Raw genomic sequence first — 19,824 nt, 5'->3', positions numbered from 1 at the left:
CCCGGCCGCCGATCCGTCATTCGCAGCCCGGCCCCTGGCCTCGCGCGAGCCCCTGGGACTGCGGAAGGCGGGCCGCTGTGGATCTTGCTGGCCCGCACCGTTCGTCGCCGAAGGGGACGCCCCGCCGAGGGGTCTCACCGCCCCGCATAGGCGAAATGCTCGCGACGGCGCTCGATCGAGGAGGGAATGCGCAGGGATTCCCGGTACTTGGCGACGGTGCGGCGTGCGATGTCGATGCCCTCGTCACGCAGGCGCTGCACCAGGGCGTCGTCGGAGAGCACGTCGCTCGGCGCCTCGCCGTCGACGAGCTGCTTGATGCGGTGGCGGACGGCCTCGGACGAATGCGAGGCGGTGCCGGCGGCGCCCGGGATCGCGGCGGTGAAGAAGTACTTCATCTCCAGCGTGCCGCGGCTGGTGCCGATCGACTTGTTCGAGGTGACCCGCGAGACGGTGGATTCATGCATGCCGATCGCCTCGGCCACGGTCTTCAGGTTGAGCGGGCGCAGGTGAGCGACGCCGTGCAGGAAGAAGGCGTCCTGCTGGCGCACGATCTCGGAGGCGACCTTGAGGATGGTGCGGGCCCGCTGCTCCAGGCTGCGGGTGAGCCAGTTGGCGGTCTGCAGGCATTCCGACAGGAAGGCCTTGTCGCCCTCGGCCGCCGCGCCGCGGGAGACGCGGGCATAGTAGCTCTGATTGACCAGCACCCGCGGCAGGGCCTCGGCGTTGAGCTCCACCAGCCACGAGCCGTCGGGCGCCGCGCGCACGAACACGTCGGGGATCAGCACCTCGACGGCCCGGGTTCCGAAGGCGCGGCCGGGTTTCGGATCGAGCCGGCGCAGCTCGGCCAGCATGTCGACGAGATCCTCGTCGTCGACGCCGCAGAGCCGGCGCAGCGCCGCGAAATCGCGCTTGGCCACGAGGTCGAGGCGCGACACCAGCGCCTGCATGGCCGGATCGAACCGGTCTCGGTCGCGCAGCTGCAGGGCGAGGCACTCGGCGAGGTCGCGCGCGGCGATGCCGGCGGGCTCGAAGCTCTGGACAAGCTTCAGCACCCGGGCGACCCGGTCGAGGGAGGCGCCGAGGCGCTCAGCCACCGCGTCGATCGATTCGCGCAGGTAACCGGCATCGTCGACGGCATCGATGAGGAAGCCGCCGATCAGCCGGTCCAGGGGATCGCGGGTGGCGAGGTCGAGCTGGGCGCCGAGATGCTCGCGCAGGGAAACCTCGACGGTGAGGCTCGCCTCGAAGTCCGGGGCCTCGCCGTCGAAGCTGCCGCCGGTATTGCCGTAGGGCGCCGGCGTCAGCGAGAGCATGTCCCCGGAAGCCGCCTCGCGGGCATGGGTCGGGTTCTCGTCCGAGAACACGTTGTCGAGGCGCGTGTCGAGGGCGCTCTCCATGTCGGCGCCGCTCGCCGTCAGCGTGGTGGCGATCCAGGGCTCGTCGCTCCCGTCGTAGTCGCCCCCCTCGCCGTCCCCGTCGCGATCGACCGAGGATTCGGAAGGTGTCTCGGCCGGCGCGCGTTCGATCTCGCTCTCGCCGTCGGCGCGCTCCAGCAACGGATTGCGCTCGAGTTCGGCATCGACGTAGGCGGCGAGGTCGAGCTGGGAGAGCTGGAGGAGCTTGATCGCCTGGAGAAGCTGAGGCGTCATCACCAGGGCTTGGCCCTGGCGCATTTCCAGCCGTTGCAGCAGACTCATGGTTGTCGCCCCGGGTGAGTCGCACCTCGGACCAGCGGCCCACGTCGCCGTGAACCGAACCTCGGCACAAATCTTGCTTCCTGTCGTCTGCCCCCAGGTCTAACGCCAACCCGATCCCGCGTCAAAGCGTGGCGGACCGGGCTTGCACGCAAATTGAGCAGGCCATGAAAGCAGCACGGGGGCGGGCACTCCAGCGGAGACCCCTGCGTCGCATCTTGGACGCTAACAAAAGCTTGGAAAATCAGCCGAAATTCCCGCATTGCACCATTGGCGTGCGGTTCGGATCGTCCTGGACGCCGGCTGAAAAAATCCTTGGGCTGTGACCCGGATGCAGAGCTGACGCTGCAGGGTTCGGACGAGACCGGCCCCTAGAGGCGGAAATCCTCGCCGAGATAGAGGCGGCGGGCCTCCGGATTGGCCACGATCTCCTCGGGCGTTCCCTCGGTGAGGATGCGACCCGAATGGGCGATGTAGGCGCGATCGATGAGCCCAAGGGTCTCGCGCACGTTGTGGTCGGTGATGAGCACGCCGATCCCGCGCTGCTTCAGGTGCTTCACCAGGTCTTGGATGTCGCCGACCGCGATGGGGTCGATCCCCGCGAAGGGCTCGTCGAGAAGCATGAAGCTCGGCGAGGAAGCGAGCGCCCGGGCGATCTCGCAGCGACGGCGCTCGCCTCCGGAGAGGGCGATGGACGGCGACTTGCGCAGGCGCGCGATATCGAACTCCTCGAGCAGCGATTCGAGCTTGCGGGCGCGCTCCTTGCGGTCGGGCTCGGCCACCTCGAGCACCGCACGGATGTTGTCCTCCACGGTGAGGCCACGGAAGATCGAGGCCTCCTGCGGCAGGTAGCCGATGCCGAGGCGGGCCCGCTGGTACATCGGCAGTTGGGTGATCGGCAGGCCGTCGAGGGTGATGGTCCCGCGATCGGCCGTGACGAGGCCGGTGATCATGTAGAAGATGGTGGTCTTGCCGGCGCCGTTGGGGCCGAGGAGACCGACCGCCTCGCCGTTGCGCACAGTGAGGCCGGCCTCGTGCACAACGGTGCGGGCGCCGTAACTCTTGCGCAGGCCGCGCACGCAGAGGATGCCCGGCCCGCCGCCCTCCTCGACGATGGCGGCCGCCTCGGCCGCGTGACGACGGGCGCGCCCTCCGAACAACCGCCGGAGCAGGGAGGGCGCAGGCGGCGCGCCGGCACGATCGGAGGAGCGCTCCGCCAGGGCGGGCGCCGGCGCTGCGGCACTCAATTCGTCTGGGCCCGGGTCTTGCCGGCAGGCTTCTCGGCGGGGGCTTCGGTGGGCTTGTCCGCTGCGGGCTTGTCGGCCGGCGGCTTGGACGCGCGTCCGGCGATGGACGCCGGCGTGCAGCCCTTGCCCTTGGCCCCGTCCTCCTTCTGCGGCACGAGGAGGGCGGAGACGCGCCCGCCCGCCACCGGGTCCATGTTCGCCCGGCCGGTGTTCATGTCGTAGACGAGGCGGGAGCCGCGGGTGACGTTCTGGCACTGGCTCAGGATGACGTTGCCGGTGACCACGATGCGCTTGGCCTCCTGATCGAACACGGCGTTGTCGCCGGTGGCGATCTGGTCCTTCTGCACCACGGTCACCGGGCCGGCACATTCCACGCGCTGGATGCCGTTCTCGTTCAGGCCGGCGGCCCGCTCCGCCTGGCTGGCCGGCTCGCCGCCCGCCGCTGGCTCTTTCTTGTCCTTGCCGCGCTTGTAGCGCACCGTCATGCTGGAGCAGCGGATCGTGCTGTCGCCCTGCACGGCGACGACGTTGCCGGCGAAGACGGCCTTGTTCTCGCGGTCGAACACGTCGAGACGATCGGCGTCGATCTTGATCGGCTCCTTGCCGCCGCCGCCGAGGTTGCCCAGGGGCGAAGCGGCCTTCTCCTTGCGCGGGGCCGCGGGCGCGGTCTGTGCCGCGGCGGGCCCGGCCGCGATCACGCTCGCCAGCGCGAGCACGAGGGCCGTCAGGCACCGATGCGGGACGACGTCCTTCACCGTGGGCCGCGTCACCGGCGGCGCTCCCCGTCCTCGGGCTCGGCCGCCGTGGTCCGGATGCGCGTCGGCTTGTCGGTCAGCCCGGCGACCTGAGCCTTGTCGGCCCCGGCCTCGGACTTGTCCTGCGGATCCCCTCCCGACGGATCCCGACCGTGCAGGACCGTATGGACGTTGCCGACGAAGGAGATGACGTGGCCGCTGTCGATCACCTCCAAGGTGTCGGCCACGATGGTGCCGCTCGGCATGGAGACGGCGACGGTCTCGCTCGACCGGACGCTGCCGGCCTTGAAGTCGACGGCGGCCGTCTTCAGGCGGACCTCCTCCCCCTTGTCCGTCCAGAGCCGGATGTCGCGGTCGAGGTTCAGGGATTCGCGCGCGGAATCGAACACGCCGGAGGCGGCTTCGAGGTGGACGAGGCCGCCCTTGTCGTCGGTGTTGAGCTGGCCCTTCATGGCCTGCAATTCGATCACGCTCGGCTTGCGAACGTCCTGGAAAGCGGCGATGGCGGTGACCTCGTAGCCCCGGTCGCCCTTCCGAAAGCCGGACAGGCGGGGATTCTCCATCTTCACCCTGCTGCCCGACAGGCTGAGCTGGCCCACCGACACGTCGGGGAGGCCGGCTCCGAAGGGATTGAACAGGGTCACGACCGCGAGTGCGATGACGGCGGTTCCGGCGGCGAGGGGGATCAGCCGGCGCAGGGCGCGCACGTGGCTGCTGTGGTTGCGCGCCCGCGCATGGGCGCGGGTCCGGCGTGCATCGACGCGGCCGTCGCTCGTCTGCCCCGTCTCGATCGCCGCGCCCAGGTGCATGATCTTTCCAACATCGTGCCCCGGCGGCGTCGGCGCACGCGAGGAGCGCGCCACGGCTGGGTCGACCGCCGGATGGCCGGGGGCAGTGGCGAAGTTATGACGGGAAGCTTGAGAAAGCATCAAGCCTCCGGTTCACCCGAGGGCGGAATGGCGCAGGCGCGGGCGCGGGGATGTGCGACGGCGCACGGAGGCCGGGGACAGGAAGGCTGGCGTGACGGGGGCCCATGCGAGGGAGGCCGCCCCTAGGCATGCGCGAAGATGTCGGTGTCCGCCCAGCCGGCGAGGTCGAGCCGGGCGCGGGTCGGAAGGAAGTCGAAGCAGTTCCGCGCGAGATCCGTGCGGCCCTCCCGCTCCAGCATCGCGTCGAGCCGCGCGCGCGCGGCGTGCAGGTAGAGCACATCGGAGGCGGCGTAATCGACCTGGGCTTGGCTCAGGGTATCGGCGCCCCAATCCGAGGATTGCTGCTGCTTGGAAAGGTCGATGCCCACGAGTTCCCGGACCACGTCCTTCAGCCCGTGCCGGTCGGTGTAGGTGCGAGCCAGCTTCGAGGCCACCTTGGTGCAGTAGACCGGCGCCGGCATGACCCCAAGGCCCTGGAACAGCACCGCGAGGTCGAAGCGCGCGAAGTGGAAGATCTTCAGGGTGGCCGGATCGGCCAGCACGCGCATCAGCGTCTCGGGAGCCGGTCCGCCAGGGATGATCTGGAGCACGTCGGCAGCGCCGTCGCCACGCGAGATCTGCACGACGCAGAGGCGGTCGCGATGCGGGTTGAGCCCGAGGGTCTCGGTGTCGATGGCGATGGCCGGGCCGGCGACGTAATCGGCGGGCAGGTCGCCGCGATGCAGGCGGATGGCGGGGGGCGGCGGCATGGACGGGGAGTTTTCGCGCTGGGATCGACGACGGGCCACGAACGGCGTTTCTCGTGTGATCCCCGGCGCCTATCACCCGGCACGGACCCCCGCAAGGGTGGCAGACCGCGCGGCGCGCAGGGACACCCCGCGCGCCGCGCCAGACCTTACATGTCCATTTGGCCAGCCTCACTTCTGCTTGGCGATGACCTTGTCCTTGATGCCGTCATAGGCGTTCTGCGGGATGATTTTCTTGGACAGAAGCTCGTCCTTGCCTCGATAGGGGCGCCCCTTGATGATCGCGGCGGCGCGGGCGGCACCGATGCCCGGCAGGGCGTCGAGCTCGGCGGCGGTGGCGCTGTTGATGTCGACCAGGGCCGTCTTCGCGGCCGGCTCGACCGTCGGCGCCTTGGGCGCCGCGGGCGCGGTCGGCGCCACGGTCTTGGGAGCCGTCGAGGGCGTGGGGGCGGCCGGGCTTGGCGCCTGGGCCAGGGCGGGGCCGGCGGCGAGGCAGGTCAGAACGGCGAGGGTACGCAGCAGGGATGAGGACATGGATGTCTCCCGAAAGCATCGCCCTCCGCGTAATGCGGCGGCGAGCCTGTCCCCTAGGTAGAAGTTCCAACTTGAACCGCAGATTAAAGTCCTCGCGCGTCTCCGCGCCGGGATTGATGCCGTGCGGCGGGGAGCGAATCCTCCGCGGGTCCAGGGCGGGATCCTGGACGGCACGGCGAGGGCCGGGGATCCTTGCCGCGCCGAGGCCCGATCCGCGCCGGACCTGTCGGCCCCGCCTCTTCGAACCTCCTGCGCGGGACACTCTAGCCAGAACCTGCGGGTGGCGTTATAGAGCCGCCAGCGAATCTCCGTTTGACCGCGGTACCGAGGCGGCCTTCCCCTGGAAGTCGCGCCCACGGTGCCTTTTTTGCCGTAGCAGGACTCTTCCGATGGCCGTTCCGAAGCGAAAGACCTCCCCCTCGCGTCGCGGCATGCGCCGCTCCGCCGACGCTCTCAAGGCCCCGACCTACGTCACCGACAAGGATTCGGGCGAGCTGCGTCGTCCCCACCACATCGATCTCAAGACCGGCATGTACCGGGGCCGCCAGGTCCTCAAGGTGAAGTCGACCGAGGCCTGAGTCCTCGCGGGGGCGCCGTACGGCCGCCCCGGACGGCACCGCACGCCCGAGATTCCGAGCCGAGGCCCCGCAGGGGCCCGGCTTTTTTCGTTGGCCGATCGCCACCATCCGAGGGTGATGTCAGCGTCCGTCAGGCGCGGCGCGCAGCCTCGGCGTAGCGCGCCGCGGCCGAGCGCGTGCGCTCGATGCGGGACGGCCGCAGGGTTGGCTCGGTGCTGACGATGAGCTGGGCCAGGAAGCCGGACAGGGGACGGGCCGGAACCGGCCGAAACCCGGACGCCCCGCCGCCGGAAATGACCACGAGGTCATGGCGCGCGAGGGGAACCGCTTCAGGCGGTGCGCCTCCCGGGTCGTCCCGCTCCGTCTCGGCACGCTCCATGCCCCCGCTCCCCGCGCCCGGATGGCCCGTGGGAACAGAATTGGCCCGCGTTAACGGTTCGTCAACCTTTGATCCGGCGCCTCTCGCACAGCAAGGTTACCCGTTGAGGGTCTCGGGCGATTCCCGCACACGGGAGATTTCCACCGACGCCGCGGGCCTACTTCTTGGCCAGGTCCTCAAGGCGGGACTGCATCTCGGCCATCTGGCGCTTGAGGTCGTCGAGGTCGCTTCCGGCCGGGCCGTGCTGGACCGGGGCGGGAACGCCGGCGGACTTGCCCGCCGAGGAGGGATGCGCCCCCATGCCGGAGAGCGGGCCGGTGCCGAAGGTGGTGAACATCTTCATTGCGTCGCCGAAGAAGCTCATGTTCGCCCGGACCTGCTCCTCCATCGCACTCTGGAACGCGGTGGGCGCGAAGCTCTGCGTCATCTTCTCGCGCAGGCCCTCCTGGTCCCGGGCGAAGTTCGCCATCGAGAATTCCAGGAAGCTCGGAACCATGGTGCGCATGCTGTCACCGTAGAAGCGGATCAGCTGGCGCAGGAAAGCCACCGGCAGCAGGTTGTCCTCGCCGGCCTTGTTCTCCTGCTCGAAGATGATCTGCGTCAGCACCGACCGGGTGATGTCGTCGCCCGAGCGCGCGTCGTAGACGAGGAAGTCCTCGCCGTTCTGCACCATCGTCGCCAAGTCCTCGAGGGTGACGTAGGTCGACGTCCCGGTGTGATAGAGGCGCCGGTTGGCGTATTTCTTGATGACGGTGTGTGTGGACTTACCGTTATCCGCCATTTCTGGGGGCCTCTCCCGGCGCGTTCGTAGCCGCGCGATCTTCTTACCGCGGCGCCAAGGACCGCTGCTCGATCCCGCGCCGCACAAGTGCACCTTAAGACGTTCCCGTGCCGACGAAAACAGCAATTTATCGCCCATCCCGCGGAATACCACGCAAGGGAGAGCGTCCTGTCACGGGCGGGGCCGCAAACAACCTTCGGATGCCTTGACTTCGCAGGGTCGACGGCTTTCATCCGAGGGAACGGCACAAAGGCGCCCACGCTCGATTGCATTCAGAGCGTCAAGGGAGCGCCCGCCGGAATGAGGAGAACGTCACCATGGCAGCAGAAGATATCGTCATCGTCGGTGCGGCGCGCACCGCGGTGGGTTCGTTCGGCGGCGTATTCAACACCGTCCCCGCGCACGATCTCGGCGCCGTGGCGATCAAGGCCGCCCTCGAGCGCGCCGGCGTCCCGGCCGACGACGTGGACGAGGTGATCTTCGGCCAGGTCCTCACCGCCGGCGCCGGCCAGAACCCCGCCCGCCAAGCCGCCATCAAGGCTGGCATCCCCGAGAAGGCCACCGCCTGGGGCGTCAATCAGGTCTGCGGCTCGGGCCTGCGCACGGTCGCCATCGGCATGCAGCAGATTGCCAACGGCGACGCCACCGTGATCGTGGCCGGCGGCCAGGAATCGATGTCGCTCTCCCCCCACGCGCAGTACCTGCGCGGCGGCCAGAAGATGGGCGACGTCAAGCTCGTCGACACCATGATCAAGGACGGCCTCTGGGACGCCTTCAACGGCTACCACATGGGCCAGACGGCCGAGAACGTGGCGCAGGCCTTCCAGCTGACCCGCGAGCAGCAGGACCAGTTCGCCACCGCCTCGCAGAACAAGGCCGAGGCCGCCCGCAAGGAGGGCCGCTTCAAGGAGGAGATCGCCGCCGTCACCGTGCCGGGCCGCAAGGGCGACGTCGTGGTCGATACCGACGAGTACATCCGCGACGGTGCCACCGTCGAGGCCATGGCCAAGCTCAAGCCCGCCTTCGCCAAGGACGGCACCGTCACCGCCGCCAACGCCTCCGGCCTCAACGACGGCGCGGCCGCCATCGTGCTGATGTCGGCTTCCGAGGCCGAGCGCCGGGGCATCAAGCCCCTGGCCCGGATCGTCTCCTGGGCCACGGCCGGCGTCGACCCCAAGTTGATGGGCACCGGCCCGATCCCGGCCTCGCGCAAGGCCCTGGACAAGGCTGGCTGGAAGGCTTCCGACCTCGACCTGATCGAGGCCAACGAGGCCTTCGCCGCCCAGGCGCTCGCCGTGAACAAGGACATGGGCTGGGACACCGACAAGGTGAACGTCAATGGCGGCGCCATCGCCATCGGCCACCCGATCGGGGCCTCGGGCGCCCGCGTCCTCGTCACCCTCCTGCACGAGCTGAAGCGCCGTGACGCCAAGCGCGGCCTCGCCACCCTGTGCATCGGCGGCGGCATGGGCGTCGCCCTCTGCGTCGAGCGCGTCTGAGCCCGAGCCTTGAGGGGCGCCGCATGAATTCTTGACGGCGCCGCAAATTTAAATCGGTCGCGCCCGACGTGGACCCTCCGCTAAAGCGCGACCGGCCAAAGACAATCACAAGAAACCAGATCTCGGAGGAAACCATGGCTCAGGAACGCGTCGCCCTCGTCACCGGCGGCACCCGCGGCATCGGCGCCGCCATCGCGAAGGGCCTGAAGGCCAAGGGCTACAAGGTCGCGGCCAATTACGGTGGCAACGACGAGGCGGCCAATGCCTTCAAGGACGAGACCGGCATCCCGGTCTTCAAGTTCGACGTCGGGGACTACGCGGCCTGCGAGGCCGGCATCAAGGCGGTCGAGGCCGAGGTCGGCCCGGTCGACATCCTGGTCAACAATGCCGGCATCACCCGTGACGGCCTGTTCCACAAGATGACCTTCGAGAAGTGGCAGGCGGTCATCAAGACCAACCTCGACTCCGCCTTCACGGTCACCCGGCCGGTGATCGAGGGCATGCGCAACCGGGGCTTCGGCCGCATCATCCTGATCTCGTCGATCAACGGCCAGAAGGGCCAGGTCGGCCAGACCAACTACTCGGCCGCCAAGGCCGGCGTGATCGGCTTCGCCAAGGCCCTGGCCCAGGAGAGCGCCTCCAAGGGCATCACCGTCAACGTGATCGCGCCGGGCTACATCGCCACCGACATGGTCATGGCGGTGCCGGAGGAGGTGCGCAACAAGATCATCTCGACGATCCCGGTGGGTCGCCTCGGTGAGGCCGAGGAGATCGCCCGCGCGGTGGAGTATCTCGCCGCCGACGATTCCGGCTTCATCACCGGCTCGACTCTGACGATCAACGGCGCCCAGTACATCGCCTGATCTCTAGAACCAGCGAGGGCGGCGCGCGTCGCCCCCGCTGCGGCGGGATTGGGTCCCTCTCGGGGGATACCGCTCCATCCGAGGATGCGCTTCAGCCCATGCAGGCGTCCTCGCGCTTCTTGAACGACTCGGATTTCGGTTCGTGCTCGGCCGGCCGGCCGCGACCGATGACGCCGTCTGCCCGCGCCCGCAGGTAGACGTAGATGTCGTCGATGTAGCACATCACGTTCCGGTTGTCGCCGAAGGCCGGCATCACCAGCTGCTGCGCGGAATTGACGTCCTTCTTGCCGCCCGCGACGATCCCTACGAAGGTCGCGTAATCGTCGCGCTTCAGGGCCTCGACCAGCGATGGCGCATAGGTCGAACCGGCCCCGTCGGGGCCGTGGCAGACGATGCAGTTGGCATTGTAGCGCACGTAACCGGACATGGCCGGCCAATCGACCATCTTGCCGCCCTGGGTCACGTGGTAGGTCGGCGTGCCGTCCTTGTCGACGTAACTTCCGTCGTCGACCTTGGCCGGTTGGGTCGGCCCCTCGCTCTTCAGGGTCGGATCGGGCGCGGGCGGGGTCGTATCCGCCCGGCCGGGACTGGCACCGAGGACGAGCAGGGTCGAGGCGAACAGCGTAGCAGTGGACGAACGGGACCGACGCATCCTGAAGACTCCGGGTCTGGGGCGACGAGGGTAGAAACGCCCTGAAACAACCGTCCGCAAGGGAAAACATCCCCAAGTTGTGAGATCATGCGCGCCAGCGCCTCGCCATCGGGTGCGTCGCGCCGCGATACCGGTCCGTATCGCCCCTGGTCCGCGCGTCGGTGCGCCTCGTGTCGGATCCCGGATCGTCCCCGGTTGCCATCCGGCGGGTCTCCATGGGACAGGAGCCCCCTGCCATCCGCTTCGGTCCTCCCATGCCCACCCCGACCCTCCTCGGTTTCGGCGCGATCCTGCTGTGGTCGCAACTCGCGCTGCTGACCGCATTGTCCGGCGCGATACCCCCGTTCCAACTCGCCGCCATGACCTTCGCGGTGGGCGGCCTGGTGGGCTGCACGAGCTGGCCCCTGAGGCGCGAGGGGCTCCGAACCCTGCGCCAGCCCTGGCTGGTCTGGCTCCTCGGCGTCGGCGGCCTGTTCGGATACCACGCCCTGTACTTCGCCGCCTTGCGCCTCGCCCCACCGGCGGAGGCGGGCCTGCTCAATTATCTTTGGCCCCTCCTGATCGTGCTGCTGTCGGCCCGGCTTCCCGGGGCGGCGGGCCTGCACGCCGGCCATCTCGGCGGGGCCGCCCTCGGACTCGCCGGCGTCATGGTGCTGTTCGCCGGCCGCGGCGGGATCGACTTCGCCGCCGGAGCCCTGCCCGGCTATCTCGCGGCCCTGGCGGCCGCCTTCGTCTGGTCGGGCTATTCCGTGCTCTCGTCCCGGGTCGGGGCGGTGCCGACCGATGCGGTGGCGGGCTTCTGCCTCGCCACAGCGGCTCTTAGCCTCGCCTGCCATCGCGCCTTCGAGACGACGCTGTGGCCGGCGGGCACGGTGCAGTGGGGGGCGGTCGTCGCCCTCGGCCTGGGGCCGGTAGGCGCCGCGTTCTATCTCTGGGACATTGGAGTGAAGCGGGGCGACCTGCGCCTTCTCGGGGTCGCGGCCTACGCCGCCCCGATCCTGTCGACCCTGACCCTGGTGCTCGCCGGCTATGCCGAGCCGAGCCCGGCCCTGGCGTTCGCCTGCCTCCTCATCGTCCTCGGCGCCGGGGTGGCGGTGCGGGCCTCCCGGGCCGGGACGCGCGAGCGCCTCCGCAACAGGACCTGAACCTCACGACCTGGGCATCGGGCGCCAGTCCGGCGGCGCCATCTCGAAGCCGGCGAATTCGAAGGCCGGTGAGACCGTGCAGCCCACCAGCGTCCAGGCCCCGAGGCTGGTGGCGGTCTGCCAGTGGCCGGCCGGGACGACGATCTGCGGCTGCTGACCCCGCGCGAGGTCGGGGCCGAGATAGGCCGCGCTGGCATCGTGACCGTTGGGGCTCACCGTCAGGACGAGGGGGGCGCCCGCGTGCCAGTGCCAGATCTCGGCCGCATCCACCCGGTGCCATTCGGAGACCTCACCGAGATCGAGGAGGTAGTAGATCGCGCTGCCCACCGAGCGCCCCTCGACGGTGCGGGGATCCCGGAAGGTCTCGCGGTAATGCCCGCCCTCCGGGTGCGGTGCGAGGCCGAGGCGGGCGATCACCTCGGCGGCGGTCGGTCCCTGGGATCCGGCACTCATGGGCGAACTCCTGCAGATGGCGTCACTCGATGGCACCCTGCGGCAGGCTGAGGCCGGGGGGGGCCTTGGCGCCGGACGATCCGCTCCCCGACTCCCTGGCCACCTTCGGCCGGACCTTCTTGACCGGGGTCTTGCTCGGCTTGGCCGCCTCGTTCCCGGCGGCCACCGGCGCACGCGTCACGGCTGGAGCCTCCCCGCATTCCCGAAACCCGAGCTGCGCCAGACTCTTTCCGGTGTCGGAGACGATGTTGAGCGTGTCGGGCAGGGGCGCCGGCACGGCATCCCAGCGGACCGGGGCGCCGAGCAGCGCCCCGAGGGCTGCCGGGCTGCCGCCGCGCCGCAGGGCGAACAGGTCGGGGCCGTATGCCGTGGCGGCCTTGCCGGCGATAACGACCTCCAGGACCCGGGTCGTCTCCGGCGTGAGCGGGCGCAGCGGATTCTCGACGACGACGGCCCCCGTGCGGGTCACCCAGACCACAAAGTCCTTCTGTCCCTCGTAGACCGCCGCCCGGGCCTCGCACTGCACGGTCAGGCCGGGCAGGTTAGCGGCTGGCATCGGCGCGGGAGCGGCGACGGGCGCGGGAGTGGCGACGGGCTCGGGGTCGGTGGGGGTGGTCGCGGGGGCCTCGGCCGCCGGTTTCACCGCAGGTTTGGGCGCGGGCTTGGGTTTGGGCTTCGGGGCAAGCCGGCGCGGGGTCGGCGCCGCGGCCGGCCGCTCGGTTTCGGGAGCCGGCTCGGACACCTGAGCCTGGGCCGCTCCCGCCACGATCAGGGCAACCAGGGACAGGGAGGCCAGCGACAGGAAGGCCGCGGGCTGGAGGGTCGGCCACCGGCGCGTGCGGGAGCACACCATCAGCGAAGCTCTCGTTCTCGATGCGGGTCTGGACGGTGCGGCGACGGCAACTTACGGGCCGGGTCCTCGTCCGAAACCCCGAGCGGCCGCTCCGGCTCGATGTCCAGGACGGTCGCGCTGCGATCGATGGGACTGGGGCGCAGCGGCTCGAGGCTGCGGATCAGCAGATCCTCGCCATCGGCCTCATCCACGAGGTCTTCCTCGCGCGCCATGCGCAGTTCGGGCCGACGCCCCCTTCTGAGCTGAAGGGCCACGAGGAAGCCGGAGAACAGGAGGACGCCCAGGGCCCCCAGGATCAGGAGTGTTTCCATGCCGGGTCCAGCGTTAGCCCAGGACGCGCCGCGTTGCATCCTCTCCCGGCACGTTCGCGGACCGCCGCCCCACGCCGGAACGGTCCTTGCGTCGTCGGGCGACGATGTCAGAAGAAACGGCTCGACCCCGGCTCGATATCCCCGGTTCCGGGGCGGTCAGGCATGAGCCGTGCAGACAGGGACTGCGCAGGGATGGACCATGCGACCCCGGGGATGGCCCTCTTTCCGTGTCGATGGCCGGGGATTTCGCGCAGTTCCGACGCATCGGCGGCGTCCGCATGCCGTATGACGCCCTAGCCCGCTCCCGAACCTCAAGGTCGATCGATGCGCATGCATGACCTCAATCCGGCCGATGCCGCCCACGACCCCGGCCCTGATCCGCAGGGGGCGGAGAGCCTGGAGCGCGACCTCCTGCGGCTGATCGAGGAATCCCGCGAGCAGGCGGCGGAGGATCCGTTCCGCAATCCCGTGCTCGCGGTCACGCTCGCCATCACCCGGCGCTTCGACCGGGGCGAAATCGGCGAGGACGACCTGGACGACCTGTTTCCCCGGCTGCGATCCCAGTCCCTAGCGTCCCGCGCCGAGCGCCTGCGCGCCTATGTGGGGCTGGACCGGGACGCGGTGTCGGCGCCCGACAGCCGGATGGCCGCCCGTCTCGTGGCGGCGGTCCCCGCGCGCCAGGGCGATTTCGAGACCTTCCGGGACCTCGTGGGCCGCACGGGCTTCGCCGTGGTCTTCACCGCCCATCCGACCTTCGGGATGCCGCGCGCCGTCGCCGCCCTGATCGCCCAGGCGGCGAGCCAGGCCGAGGGCGCCGCCCGCGCGCCGCTGGTCGCGCGCGCGGCCGCCCTCTCGACCCGGCCCGACCCGAACATCAGCCTCGACGACGAGTTCGAGCAGGCCTGCATCGCGGCCAATCACGGCCGCACCGCCGTCGACGGCTTCAACGCCATGCTCCTCGATGCGGCCCGGGCGCGCTGGCCCGACCGCTGGACGGAGCTCGTCCCGAAACCCTTCGCGATCGCGAGCTGGGTCGGGTGCGACACCGACGGGCGCACCGATATCGGCTGGTGGGACACCCTGCGCTATCGCCTCGAATCCAAGCGGATGCAGCTCGATCGGGTCATGCGCCACCTCCCCCAGGTGCCCGCGACCCAGGTGGTGCGCGACCTCACGGGGAACGCCCTCGCCGCCGTGAACCGCCAGCTCGCCGTCGCGCCCCGGCTCGGAACCAAGCCGTCCCTGGAGGCGGTGCATCGCTTCGCCCTCGCCCTGATCATCGAGCGCGAACGGGCCCAGACCGATGCCAGCGCGATCCTGGCCGGACTCGCGGGCGCCCTCGGGGCGGCCGAATCCGAGGCCGACCAGCGCAGCATCGCCCTGCTGCGGTCCGGCATCGCCACCCACGGTCTCTCGAACGCCCTGCCGCATTTCCGGCTGAACGCCAGCCAGATCCACAACGCGGTGCGGCGCGTCACCGATCTCGAGGGTGAACCCACGGACGCCGCCCAGCGCCGTTCGCACCTCGCCACCATCCACGCGCTGCTCAACGACGTGCAGGCGGTGGACGTGGATTTCGGCGCGCTCGCCGCCGAGCGGGCCTCGGCCGCCCGGCTGATGATGACGATCACCCAGATCCTCAAGCACGTGGACGGCACCCACCCGGTCCGCTTCCTGATCGCCGAGACCGAGACCGGCTACACGCTGCTGGCCGCCCTCTGGCTGGCGCGGCACTACGGCATCGCCGACAGGGTCGAGATCACGCCGCTGTTCGAGACGGCCAGCGCCCTCGAACAGGGCATCCGGGTCCTCGACGATGCGCTCCGCAACCCGCATTGGCGGCAATATCTCAAGCGCATCGGCCGACTGACGGTACAGTTCGGCTATTCCGATTCCGGGCGCTATGTCGGCCAGCTCGCGGCGAGCTTCTGGATCGAGCGTCTGCGCCTGCGCATCACCGAGCTGATGGTGCAGAACGATCTCACGGGCGTGGAACTCGCGATCTTCGACACCCACGGCGAATCCATCGGCCGGGGCGCGCATCCCAGCTCCCTGCGCGACCGCCTCGCCTATCTCGCCCCGGAGGATTCGCGTCGGCGCAACCGGAATGCCGGGATCCGGGTACGCCTCGAATCGAGCTTCCAGGGCTCGGACGGCTACCTAATGTTCGGCACCCTGCCCCTGGCCGAGGCCACGGTGGAGCGCATCGCCGAGCACGTCTTCGCCTTCGACACCGCCGACGACGACAGCTTCGCCGACTATGTCCTCTCCGATCCCGCCAGCGGGGCCGACGAGACCGACGACCCGATCTACGCCGAGCCGGATTTCGCCGCCGAGTTCTTCACCGTGGTGCGCCAGGACATGGAGGCGCTGGTGGACGATCCCGGCTACGCCGCCCTGCTGGGGACCTTCGGTCCGAGCCTCCTCGACCGCACGGGCTCCCGGCCCGTCGCCCGCCAGACCGATGGCGGCGGCCCGACCATGATCACCCATCCGCGCCAGATGCGGGCGATTCCCAACAACGCGATCCTGCAGCAGCTCGGCTTCCTGGCCAATTCCCTGCACGGCGTCGGCCGGGCGGCCGGCCGGACCCCGGACCTGTTCCGTGACATGCGCCGGGATTCCGTGCGCTTCTCCCGGGCCTTCCGACTTGTGCAGCACGCGGCCAGCGTCTCCGACCTCGACGTGCTGCGCGCGTATATCGACACGCTCGACCCGGCGGTGTGGCTGGAGCGGGCCCGGCGCACCCAGCGCGACGGCCGGCGCGAGGAACTCGTGGTGATCGCCAACGCCCTCGACCGGCTGCGGCTCGCCCCCGACCTGCGCCACCTCTTCGGCCGCCTCACCTGCGACTGGCTCAACCTGCAGGTCGCCGCTCCCGACCTCGGCCGGATGTCGGCCCGCCTGACCCTGCTGCACGCGATCCGCCTCGCGCTGATCCACCGGATCTGGTTCCTGGCCGTGCACATTCCGGGTTTCCGACCGCAATCGGGCGTGAGCCGAGAAGCGCTGATCGAGCGCTTCCTGCGCCTCGACATCGACGGCTGCCTCACGCTGCTGGAGGACATCTTCCCGATCACCCCGGATCCGACCCTCGGCCTGAACTTCGGCGAACCGGCGGGCCCGCGCGACGTCGGTACCTACGAGGCCGAGCACAAGACGCTGTTCGAGCCGATCCGGCGCAGCTTCCAGCGGGTGCGCGAGATCTCGGGCATGATCCAGCACGAGGTGGGCGCGTTCGGATGAGGTCGAGCCTCACGGCCCCGGCGCGCCGAGGCCGCCGGGTTACGCCGGCAGCTCCTCAAGTTCAGGGGCCGAACGCCGATCCGTGCGGCGCGGAGCCCGAGCCCGAGCCCGAGCCCGAGCCCGGCGCGCCCATCGTCATCGCGGCCGCCGCGGCCGCCAATCCCCAGCGGACCAGGTCCTCCGCCTCTCCGGCCGTTCCCGCCTCGGCGTAGCAGCGCAGTTCGGGCGCGTTGCCGGAGGCGCGGAAGTGGATGGTGCGTCCGCCATCAAGCTCCATCCTCACGCCATCCTGCTCGTCGATGGCGCGCGGCTCACCGATCGGCCGAACGAAATCCCGCCGATACGTCTCCTCGCCGAGTTGCCCCAGGAAGGCGCCGCTCTTCTCGGCCGGCGTATTGGGCAGGCGGTCGCTGGCGGTCTCGCCCACGGAGAGGGATGCGACGAGGTCCGCGAGCGACAGTCCGGCTTTGCGCGCCGCGGCCAGGGTCGCCAGAATCGGCAGCATCGCATCGCGGGTCGGCAGCGCGGGCAGGGTTCGGCCATCGAGGGTGACGTCCGAACCGAGCAGGAAGCCACCATTCGCCTCAAAGCCGACAACGGCGTCGGCGCCCTCCGTCTCCGCCTGGGCCATGCCGGCGATGACGTAGGGCGAGCCGACCCTGGTGCGCAGCACCTGCCGGAACCCGCCCGCATGCTCGATGGCCGAGCCCGCCGTGACCGGCACGACGACGGTATCGACGCCGAGATACCGCGCCGTGATCAGCCCGAGAACATCCCCCCGCAGGATTCGTCCGGCGGCATCCGCGACCAGTGGCCGGTCCGCGTCGCCATCCGTCGTCACCAGGGCGTCGAAATCGCCCGACGCCGTGGCATCGCGGATGAAGGCGATGTCCTCAGGGCGATGGGCCTCCGTGTCGATGGGAACGAAGCGGTCCGCGCGCCCGATCGAGGTCACGTTCGCGCCCAACGCCGTCAGCAGTTCCACGAGCAGGTCGCGCGCCACGGAGCTCTGCTGGTAGACCGCGATCCTGAGGCCGGCCAGGATGTCGGACGGGAACGATCCGCAATAGCGCTGACGGTAACGGTCCGTCGCGCCGGGCTCCGGCGCAGCGGGATCGGCCGCCGCCATGGCGCCCTCCGTGGAGACGTCGCCGAGGGCCGCCAGGATCGCAGCCTCATCGGTCTTGGTGATCTCACCGTCGGGCCGGTAGAATTTCAGACCGTTCCGGTCCTCCGGAATGTGGCTGCCGGTGACCATCACGGCACAGACGCCGCGCCGAAGCGCTTCCAGAGCCAGGGCCGGCGTCGGCAGCGCGCCGCAATCGATGGCCGTGAAGCCGGCGCCCGTGGCGGCGGCCGCCACCGTGGCGGCGATGCCGGGGCTGCTGTCGCGCAGATCTCGCCCGATCACGACGGTGCGACCGGTGCCGGTCGTCTCGGCGACGGAGCGGAAGAAGGCCCTCGCATAGGCGTAGCTCGGCCAGCCCACCAGGTCGGTGACCAGCCCACGCAGACCGCTCGTCCCGAACTTCAAGCTGCTCATGAGAACTCCCATCACAGGGGCGCGACGCGGCGCCGGCAAGACGACAGCGCTGCTTCTAGGAGAAGTGGTTCCCCGTCTCAATCGCGTGCCGATTCGTGGAGGCCAGGGGCGCGATCCCCGAGGGGGTGCCGGTGCCTAAACCGGCACGACCGTGAGCAGCGTGCCTTCCACCCCCGTCACCCGCACCCGAGCGCCCATCGGCGCATCCGGGCCGGTGACGCGCCAGAGGGTGTCGTTGACGCGAATCCGACCCTCGCCGGCGACGATCGGTGCCACGAGGGAATAGTCCCGCCCGACGAGGCCCTGGGCGCCCTGGTTCAGGGCGCTCGGACCGTCCTTGTTCCGGCGGCTTGCGACCACCGCGAAGGCCACCGACAGGACGGCGAACAGCAGCAGCTGTCCCTGCCAGGGCATCGGCACGAGGAGACTTTGCAGCCCCGTGACCACGGCTGCGAGACCGAGCCAGAGCAGGAACACTCCCGAGGCAACGAGTTCGGTTCCCATCAGCACGAGGCCGACGAGGATCCAGGTCCAGGCCGGGCCGATCGCGTCGACGAACGACGCGATCATCGCGCCGACCCGCCGACATTCGGAGGCAGGCCCGCACTCTTCCGGGCAGGAGCCCCCTCGCCAAAGACGCTTCGGGTGATCTCGGCGATGCCGCCCAGGGTGCCCGCGAGGGCCGCCGCCTCGATCGGGACCACCACCACGCGCTGGTTCGGCGCGGTGGCGATGGCCTTGACCGCCTCGACATACTTCTCGGCCACGAGGAAATTCGCTGCCGCGAGGTCGCCCTTGGCGATGGCCTCGCTGACGAGCTGGGTCGCCCGCGCCTCGGCCTCCGCTCCGCGCTCCCGCGCCTCCGCATCGCGAAAGGCCGCCTCCTTGCGCCCTTCCGCCTCCAGGATCGCCGATTGCTTGCGCCCCTCCGCACGCAGGATCTCGGCTTGCCGGTGCCCCTCCGCCTCCAGCACAGAGGCGCGCTTCTCGCGCTCGGCCTTCATCTGCCGCGCCATCGCGCCGGCGAGGTCGGCGGGCGGCACGATGTCCTTGATCTCGATGCGGGTCATCTTCACGCCCCAGGGTGAGGCGGCGGCATCCATCACCCGCAGCAGGCGCTCGTTGATCTCGTCGCGGTGGGACAGTAGCTGGTCGAGATCCATGGAGCCGACCACCGTGCGGATGTTGGTCATCGTCAGAGTCATCATCGCGACCTCGAGGTTGGAGACCTCGTAGGAGGCTCGGGCTGCATCGAGCACCTGGTAGAACACCACGGCATCGATCCGCACCCCGGCATTGTCGCGGGTGAAGGCCTCTTGGCTCGGCACGTCGATGACCTGCTCCATCACGTTCACCCGCCGGCCGATTCGCTCGACGTAGGGGGCGATGAGGCCGAGGCCGGATTCCAGGCTGCGGTGGTACTTGCCGAACCGCTCCACGGTGTAGACGTGCCCCTGCGGGACGATGTTGATGCCGATCCCGAGGGTCACGACGACGAGCGCCACGAGCACCACCGCCGCGACGCTCACGCCCACAGAGAAATCCATGCCCCATTCCCCCGACGATCCTGCCGGCATTGAGACCGGCCGGATCGTGCGACGCAAGGGTGTCCGGTG

General features: G+C 70.0%; 20 protein-coding genes. 5 read left to right on the top strand and 15 right to left on the bottom strand.

Annotation, left to right across the window (positions count from 1 at the left end; all coding sequences use genetic code 11):
* Positions 1–134: 134 nt before the first annotated feature.
* From rpoN to ASG63_RS02220, 6 genes are all read right to left on the bottom strand, one after another.
* Entirely contained in the window at positions 135–1,697 is a 1,563-nt protein-coding gene (gene rpoN / locus ASG63_RS02245) for an RNA polymerase factor sigma-54 (protein ID WP_082559143.1), read from the bottom strand.
* A 368-nt stretch (positions 1,698–2,065) separates the two neighbouring features.
* Positions 2,066–2,854 carry an LPS export ABC transporter ATP-binding protein gene (lptB, locus tag ASG63_RS02240; RefSeq protein ID WP_244479792.1) on the bottom strand — a complete coding sequence of 263 codons (789 nt, stop codon included), beginning with the start codon at positions 2,852–2,854 and terminating at the stop codon, positions 2,066–2,068.
* 83 nt (positions 2,855–2,937) lie between these two features.
* A complete protein-coding gene (locus ASG63_RS02235; RefSeq protein WP_443189768.1) occupies positions 2,938–3,669 on the bottom strand; it encodes an LptA/OstA family protein in 732 nt (243 codons plus the stop codon).
* A gap of 38 nt (positions 3,670–3,707) precedes the next feature.
* Positions 3,708–4,505 carry a hypothetical protein gene (locus ASG63_RS02230; protein ID WP_056211642.1) on the bottom strand — a complete coding sequence of 266 codons (798 nt, stop codon included), beginning with the start codon at positions 4,503–4,505 and terminating at the stop codon, positions 3,708–3,710.
* 242 nt (positions 4,506–4,747) lie between these two features.
* Complete coding sequence (locus tag ASG63_RS02225; RefSeq protein ID WP_056211640.1) at positions 4,748–5,374, bottom strand: ribonuclease D; 627 nt, start codon at positions 5,372–5,374, stop codon at positions 4,748–4,750.
* A gap of 168 nt (positions 5,375–5,542) precedes the next feature.
* Complete coding sequence (locus ASG63_RS02220) at positions 5,543–5,905, bottom strand: helix-hairpin-helix domain-containing protein (protein ID WP_056211638.1); 363 nt, start codon at positions 5,903–5,905, stop codon at positions 5,543–5,545.
* Positions 5,906–6,294: 389 nt separating this feature from the next.
* On the opposite strand from ASG63_RS02220, the gene rpmF reads away from it, so the two are divergent.
* On the top strand, positions 6,295–6,483 hold the full coding sequence (gene rpmF, locus ASG63_RS02215; protein WP_055946842.1) for a 50S ribosomal protein L32: 189 nt from the start codon (positions 6,295–6,297) through the stop codon (positions 6,481–6,483).
* A 130-nt stretch (positions 6,484–6,613) separates the two neighbouring features.
* Here the strand turns inward: rpmF and ASG63_RS02210 are convergent, their stop codons facing one another.
* Both ASG63_RS02210 and phaR read right to left on the bottom strand, forming a co-directional pair.
* On the bottom strand, positions 6,614–6,862 hold the full coding sequence (locus ASG63_RS02210; protein WP_056211636.1) for a hypothetical protein: 249 nt from the start codon (positions 6,860–6,862) through the stop codon (positions 6,614–6,616).
* Positions 6,863–7,019: 157 nt separating this feature from the next.
* The gene (gene phaR / locus ASG63_RS02205; protein WP_056211634.1) at positions 7,020–7,643 is read right to left on the bottom strand and encodes a polyhydroxyalkanoate synthesis repressor PhaR; all 624 of its coding nucleotides are present in this window, start codon (positions 7,641–7,643) and stop codon (positions 7,020–7,022) included.
* Positions 7,644–7,960: 317 nt separating this feature from the next.
* Between phaR and ASG63_RS02200 the strand changes: the two genes are divergently transcribed.
* Together ASG63_RS02200 and phbB are read left to right on the top strand one after the other, a co-directional pair.
* Positions 7,961–9,142, top strand: a complete 1,182-nt coding sequence (locus tag ASG63_RS02200) for an acetyl-CoA C-acetyltransferase (protein ID WP_056211632.1) — start codon at positions 7,961–7,963, stop codon at positions 9,140–9,142.
* Between the two features lie 134 nt (positions 9,143–9,276).
* Entirely contained in the window at positions 9,277–10,005 is a 729-nt protein-coding gene (phbB, locus tag ASG63_RS02195) for an acetoacetyl-CoA reductase (RefSeq protein ID WP_056211631.1), read from the top strand.
* 91 nt (positions 10,006–10,096) lie between these two features.
* Here the strand turns inward: phbB and ASG63_RS02190 are convergent, their stop codons facing one another.
* Positions 10,097–10,657: a c-type cytochrome, methanol metabolism-related gene (locus tag ASG63_RS02190; protein ID WP_056211629.1), complete on the bottom strand. Its 561-nt coding sequence runs from the start codon at positions 10,655–10,657 to the stop codon at positions 10,097–10,099.
* Between the two features lie 254 nt (positions 10,658–10,911).
* Between ASG63_RS02190 and yddG the strand changes: the two genes are divergently transcribed.
* Positions 10,912–11,802, top strand: coding sequence for an aromatic amino acid exporter YddG (gene yddG / locus ASG63_RS02185; RefSeq protein WP_056211627.1), 891 nt, complete (start codon positions 10,912–10,914; stop codon positions 11,800–11,802).
* Positions 11,803–11,805: 3 nt separating this feature from the next.
* On the opposite strand, the gene ASG63_RS02180 is transcribed toward yddG, so the two are convergent.
* Genes ASG63_RS02180 through ASG63_RS02170 form a run of 3 tightly spaced genes read right to left on the bottom strand, consistent with a single transcriptional unit; the run spans position 11,806 to position 13,419 of the window.
* Positions 11,806–12,255 (bottom strand): cupin domain-containing protein, encoded by a 450-nt coding sequence (locus ASG63_RS02180; protein WP_056211625.1) that lies wholly within the window; start codon positions 12,253–12,255, stop codon positions 11,806–11,808.
* 22 nt (positions 12,256–12,277) lie between these two features.
* Positions 12,278–13,108, bottom strand: coding sequence for a hypothetical protein (locus tag ASG63_RS02175; RefSeq protein WP_156394043.1), 831 nt, complete (start codon positions 13,106–13,108; stop codon positions 12,278–12,280).
* The gene (locus tag ASG63_RS02170) at positions 13,108–13,419 is read right to left on the bottom strand and encodes a hypothetical protein (protein ID WP_056211623.1); all 312 of its coding nucleotides are present in this window, start codon (positions 13,417–13,419) and stop codon (positions 13,108–13,110) included. The genes ASG63_RS02175 and ASG63_RS02170 overlap by 1 nt, the downstream gene beginning before the upstream one ends.
* 330 nt (positions 13,420–13,749) lie before the next feature.
* Between ASG63_RS02170 and ASG63_RS02165 the strand changes: the two genes are divergently transcribed.
* Positions 13,750–16,665 (top strand): phosphoenolpyruvate carboxylase, encoded by a 2,916-nt coding sequence (locus ASG63_RS02165; protein ID WP_056211809.1) that lies wholly within the window; start codon positions 13,750–13,752, stop codon positions 16,663–16,665.
* Positions 16,666–16,726: 61 nt separating this feature from the next.
* Here the strand turns inward: ASG63_RS02165 and ASG63_RS02160 are convergent, their stop codons facing one another.
* The 3 genes from ASG63_RS02160 to ASG63_RS02150 all read right to left on the bottom strand — a co-directional run bounded on the left by ASG63_RS02160 (position 16,727) and on the right by ASG63_RS02150 (position 19,755).
* Positions 16,727–18,208: a phosphomannomutase gene (locus ASG63_RS02160; protein ID WP_082559141.1), complete on the bottom strand. Its 1,482-nt coding sequence runs from the start codon at positions 18,206–18,208 to the stop codon at positions 16,727–16,729.
* A gap of 135 nt (positions 18,209–18,343) precedes the next feature.
* Positions 18,344–18,778 carry an NfeD family protein gene (locus ASG63_RS02155; RefSeq protein WP_056211621.1) on the bottom strand — a complete coding sequence of 145 codons (435 nt, stop codon included), beginning with the start codon at positions 18,776–18,778 and terminating at the stop codon, positions 18,344–18,346.
* Positions 18,775–19,755 carry an SPFH domain-containing protein gene (locus ASG63_RS02150; protein WP_056211619.1) on the bottom strand — a complete coding sequence of 327 codons (981 nt, stop codon included), beginning with the start codon at positions 19,753–19,755 and terminating at the stop codon, positions 18,775–18,777. Before ASG63_RS02150 ends, ASG63_RS02155 begins: the two co-directional genes overlap by 4 nt.
* Positions 19,756–19,824: the final 69 nt, after the last annotated feature.

The sequence above is a fragment of the Methylobacterium sp. Leaf94 genome, assembly GCF_001426045.1.
Taxonomy (GTDB): Bacteria; Pseudomonadota; Alphaproteobacteria; order Rhizobiales; family Beijerinckiaceae; genus Methylobacterium.
Note: the sequence above shows the minus strand (reverse complement) of the source record. Positions and strands in the feature narration are given on the sequence as shown.

What these genes read in the sequence shown, in the direction of transcription:
- ASG63_RS02165 (WP_056211809.1), top strand. Translation starts at nt 13,750, where the DNA reads ATGCATGACCTCAATCCGGCCGATGCCGCCCACGACCCCGGCCCTGAT.
- ASG63_RS02155 (WP_056211621.1), bottom strand. Translation starts at nt 18,778, where the DNA reads ATGATCGCGTCGTTCGTCGACGCGATCGGCCCGGCCTGGACCTGGATC.
- ASG63_RS02220 (WP_056211638.1), bottom strand. Translation starts at nt 5,905, where the DNA reads ATGTCCTCATCCCTGCTGCGTACCCTCGCCGTTCTGACCTGCCTCGCC.
- ASG63_RS02230 (WP_056211642.1), bottom strand. Translation starts at nt 4,505, where the DNA reads ATGCACCTGGGCGCGGCGATCGAGACGGGGCAGACGAGCGACGGCCGC.
- ASG63_RS02200 (WP_056211632.1), top strand. Translation starts at nt 7,961, where the DNA reads ATGGCAGCAGAAGATATCGTCATCGTCGGTGCGGCGCGCACCGCGGTG.
- rpoN (WP_082559143.1), bottom strand. Translation starts at nt 1,697, where the DNA reads ATGAGTCTGCTGCAACGGCTGGAAATGCGCCAGGGCCAAGCCCTGGTG.
- ASG63_RS02175 (WP_156394043.1), bottom strand. Translation starts at nt 13,108, where the DNA reads ATGGTGTGCTCCCGCACGCGCCGGTGGCCGACCCTCCAGCCCGCGGCC.
- ASG63_RS02150 (WP_056211619.1), bottom strand. Translation starts at nt 19,755, where the DNA reads ATGGATTTCTCTGTGGGCGTGAGCGTCGCGGCGGTGGTGCTCGTGGCG.
- rpmF (WP_055946842.1), top strand. Translation starts at nt 6,295, where the DNA reads ATGGCCGTTCCGAAGCGAAAGACCTCCCCCTCGCGTCGCGGCATGCGC.
- ASG63_RS02160 (WP_082559141.1), bottom strand. Translation starts at nt 18,208, where the DNA reads ATGAGCAGCTTGAAGTTCGGGACGAGCGGTCTGCGTGGGCTGGTCACC.
- ASG63_RS02210 (WP_056211636.1), bottom strand. Translation starts at nt 6,862, where the DNA reads ATGGAGCGTGCCGAGACGGAGCGGGACGACCCGGGAGGCGCACCGCCT.
- phaR (WP_056211634.1), bottom strand. Translation starts at nt 7,643, where the DNA reads ATGGCGGATAACGGTAAGTCCACACACACCGTCATCAAGAAATACGCC.
- ASG63_RS02170 (WP_056211623.1), bottom strand. Translation starts at nt 13,419, where the DNA reads ATGGAAACACTCCTGATCCTGGGGGCCCTGGGCGTCCTCCTGTTCTCC.
- ASG63_RS02180 (WP_056211625.1), bottom strand. Translation starts at nt 12,255, where the DNA reads ATGAGTGCCGGATCCCAGGGACCGACCGCCGCCGAGGTGATCGCCCGC.
- ASG63_RS02225 (WP_056211640.1), bottom strand. Translation starts at nt 5,374, where the DNA reads ATGCCGCCGCCCCCCGCCATCCGCCTGCATCGCGGCGACCTGCCCGCC.
- ASG63_RS02190 (WP_056211629.1), bottom strand. Translation starts at nt 10,657, where the DNA reads ATGCGTCGGTCCCGTTCGTCCACTGCTACGCTGTTCGCCTCGACCCTG.
- phbB (WP_056211631.1), top strand. Translation starts at nt 9,277, where the DNA reads ATGGCTCAGGAACGCGTCGCCCTCGTCACCGGCGGCACCCGCGGCATC.
- yddG (WP_056211627.1), top strand. Translation starts at nt 10,912, where the DNA reads ATGCCCACCCCGACCCTCCTCGGTTTCGGCGCGATCCTGCTGTGGTCG.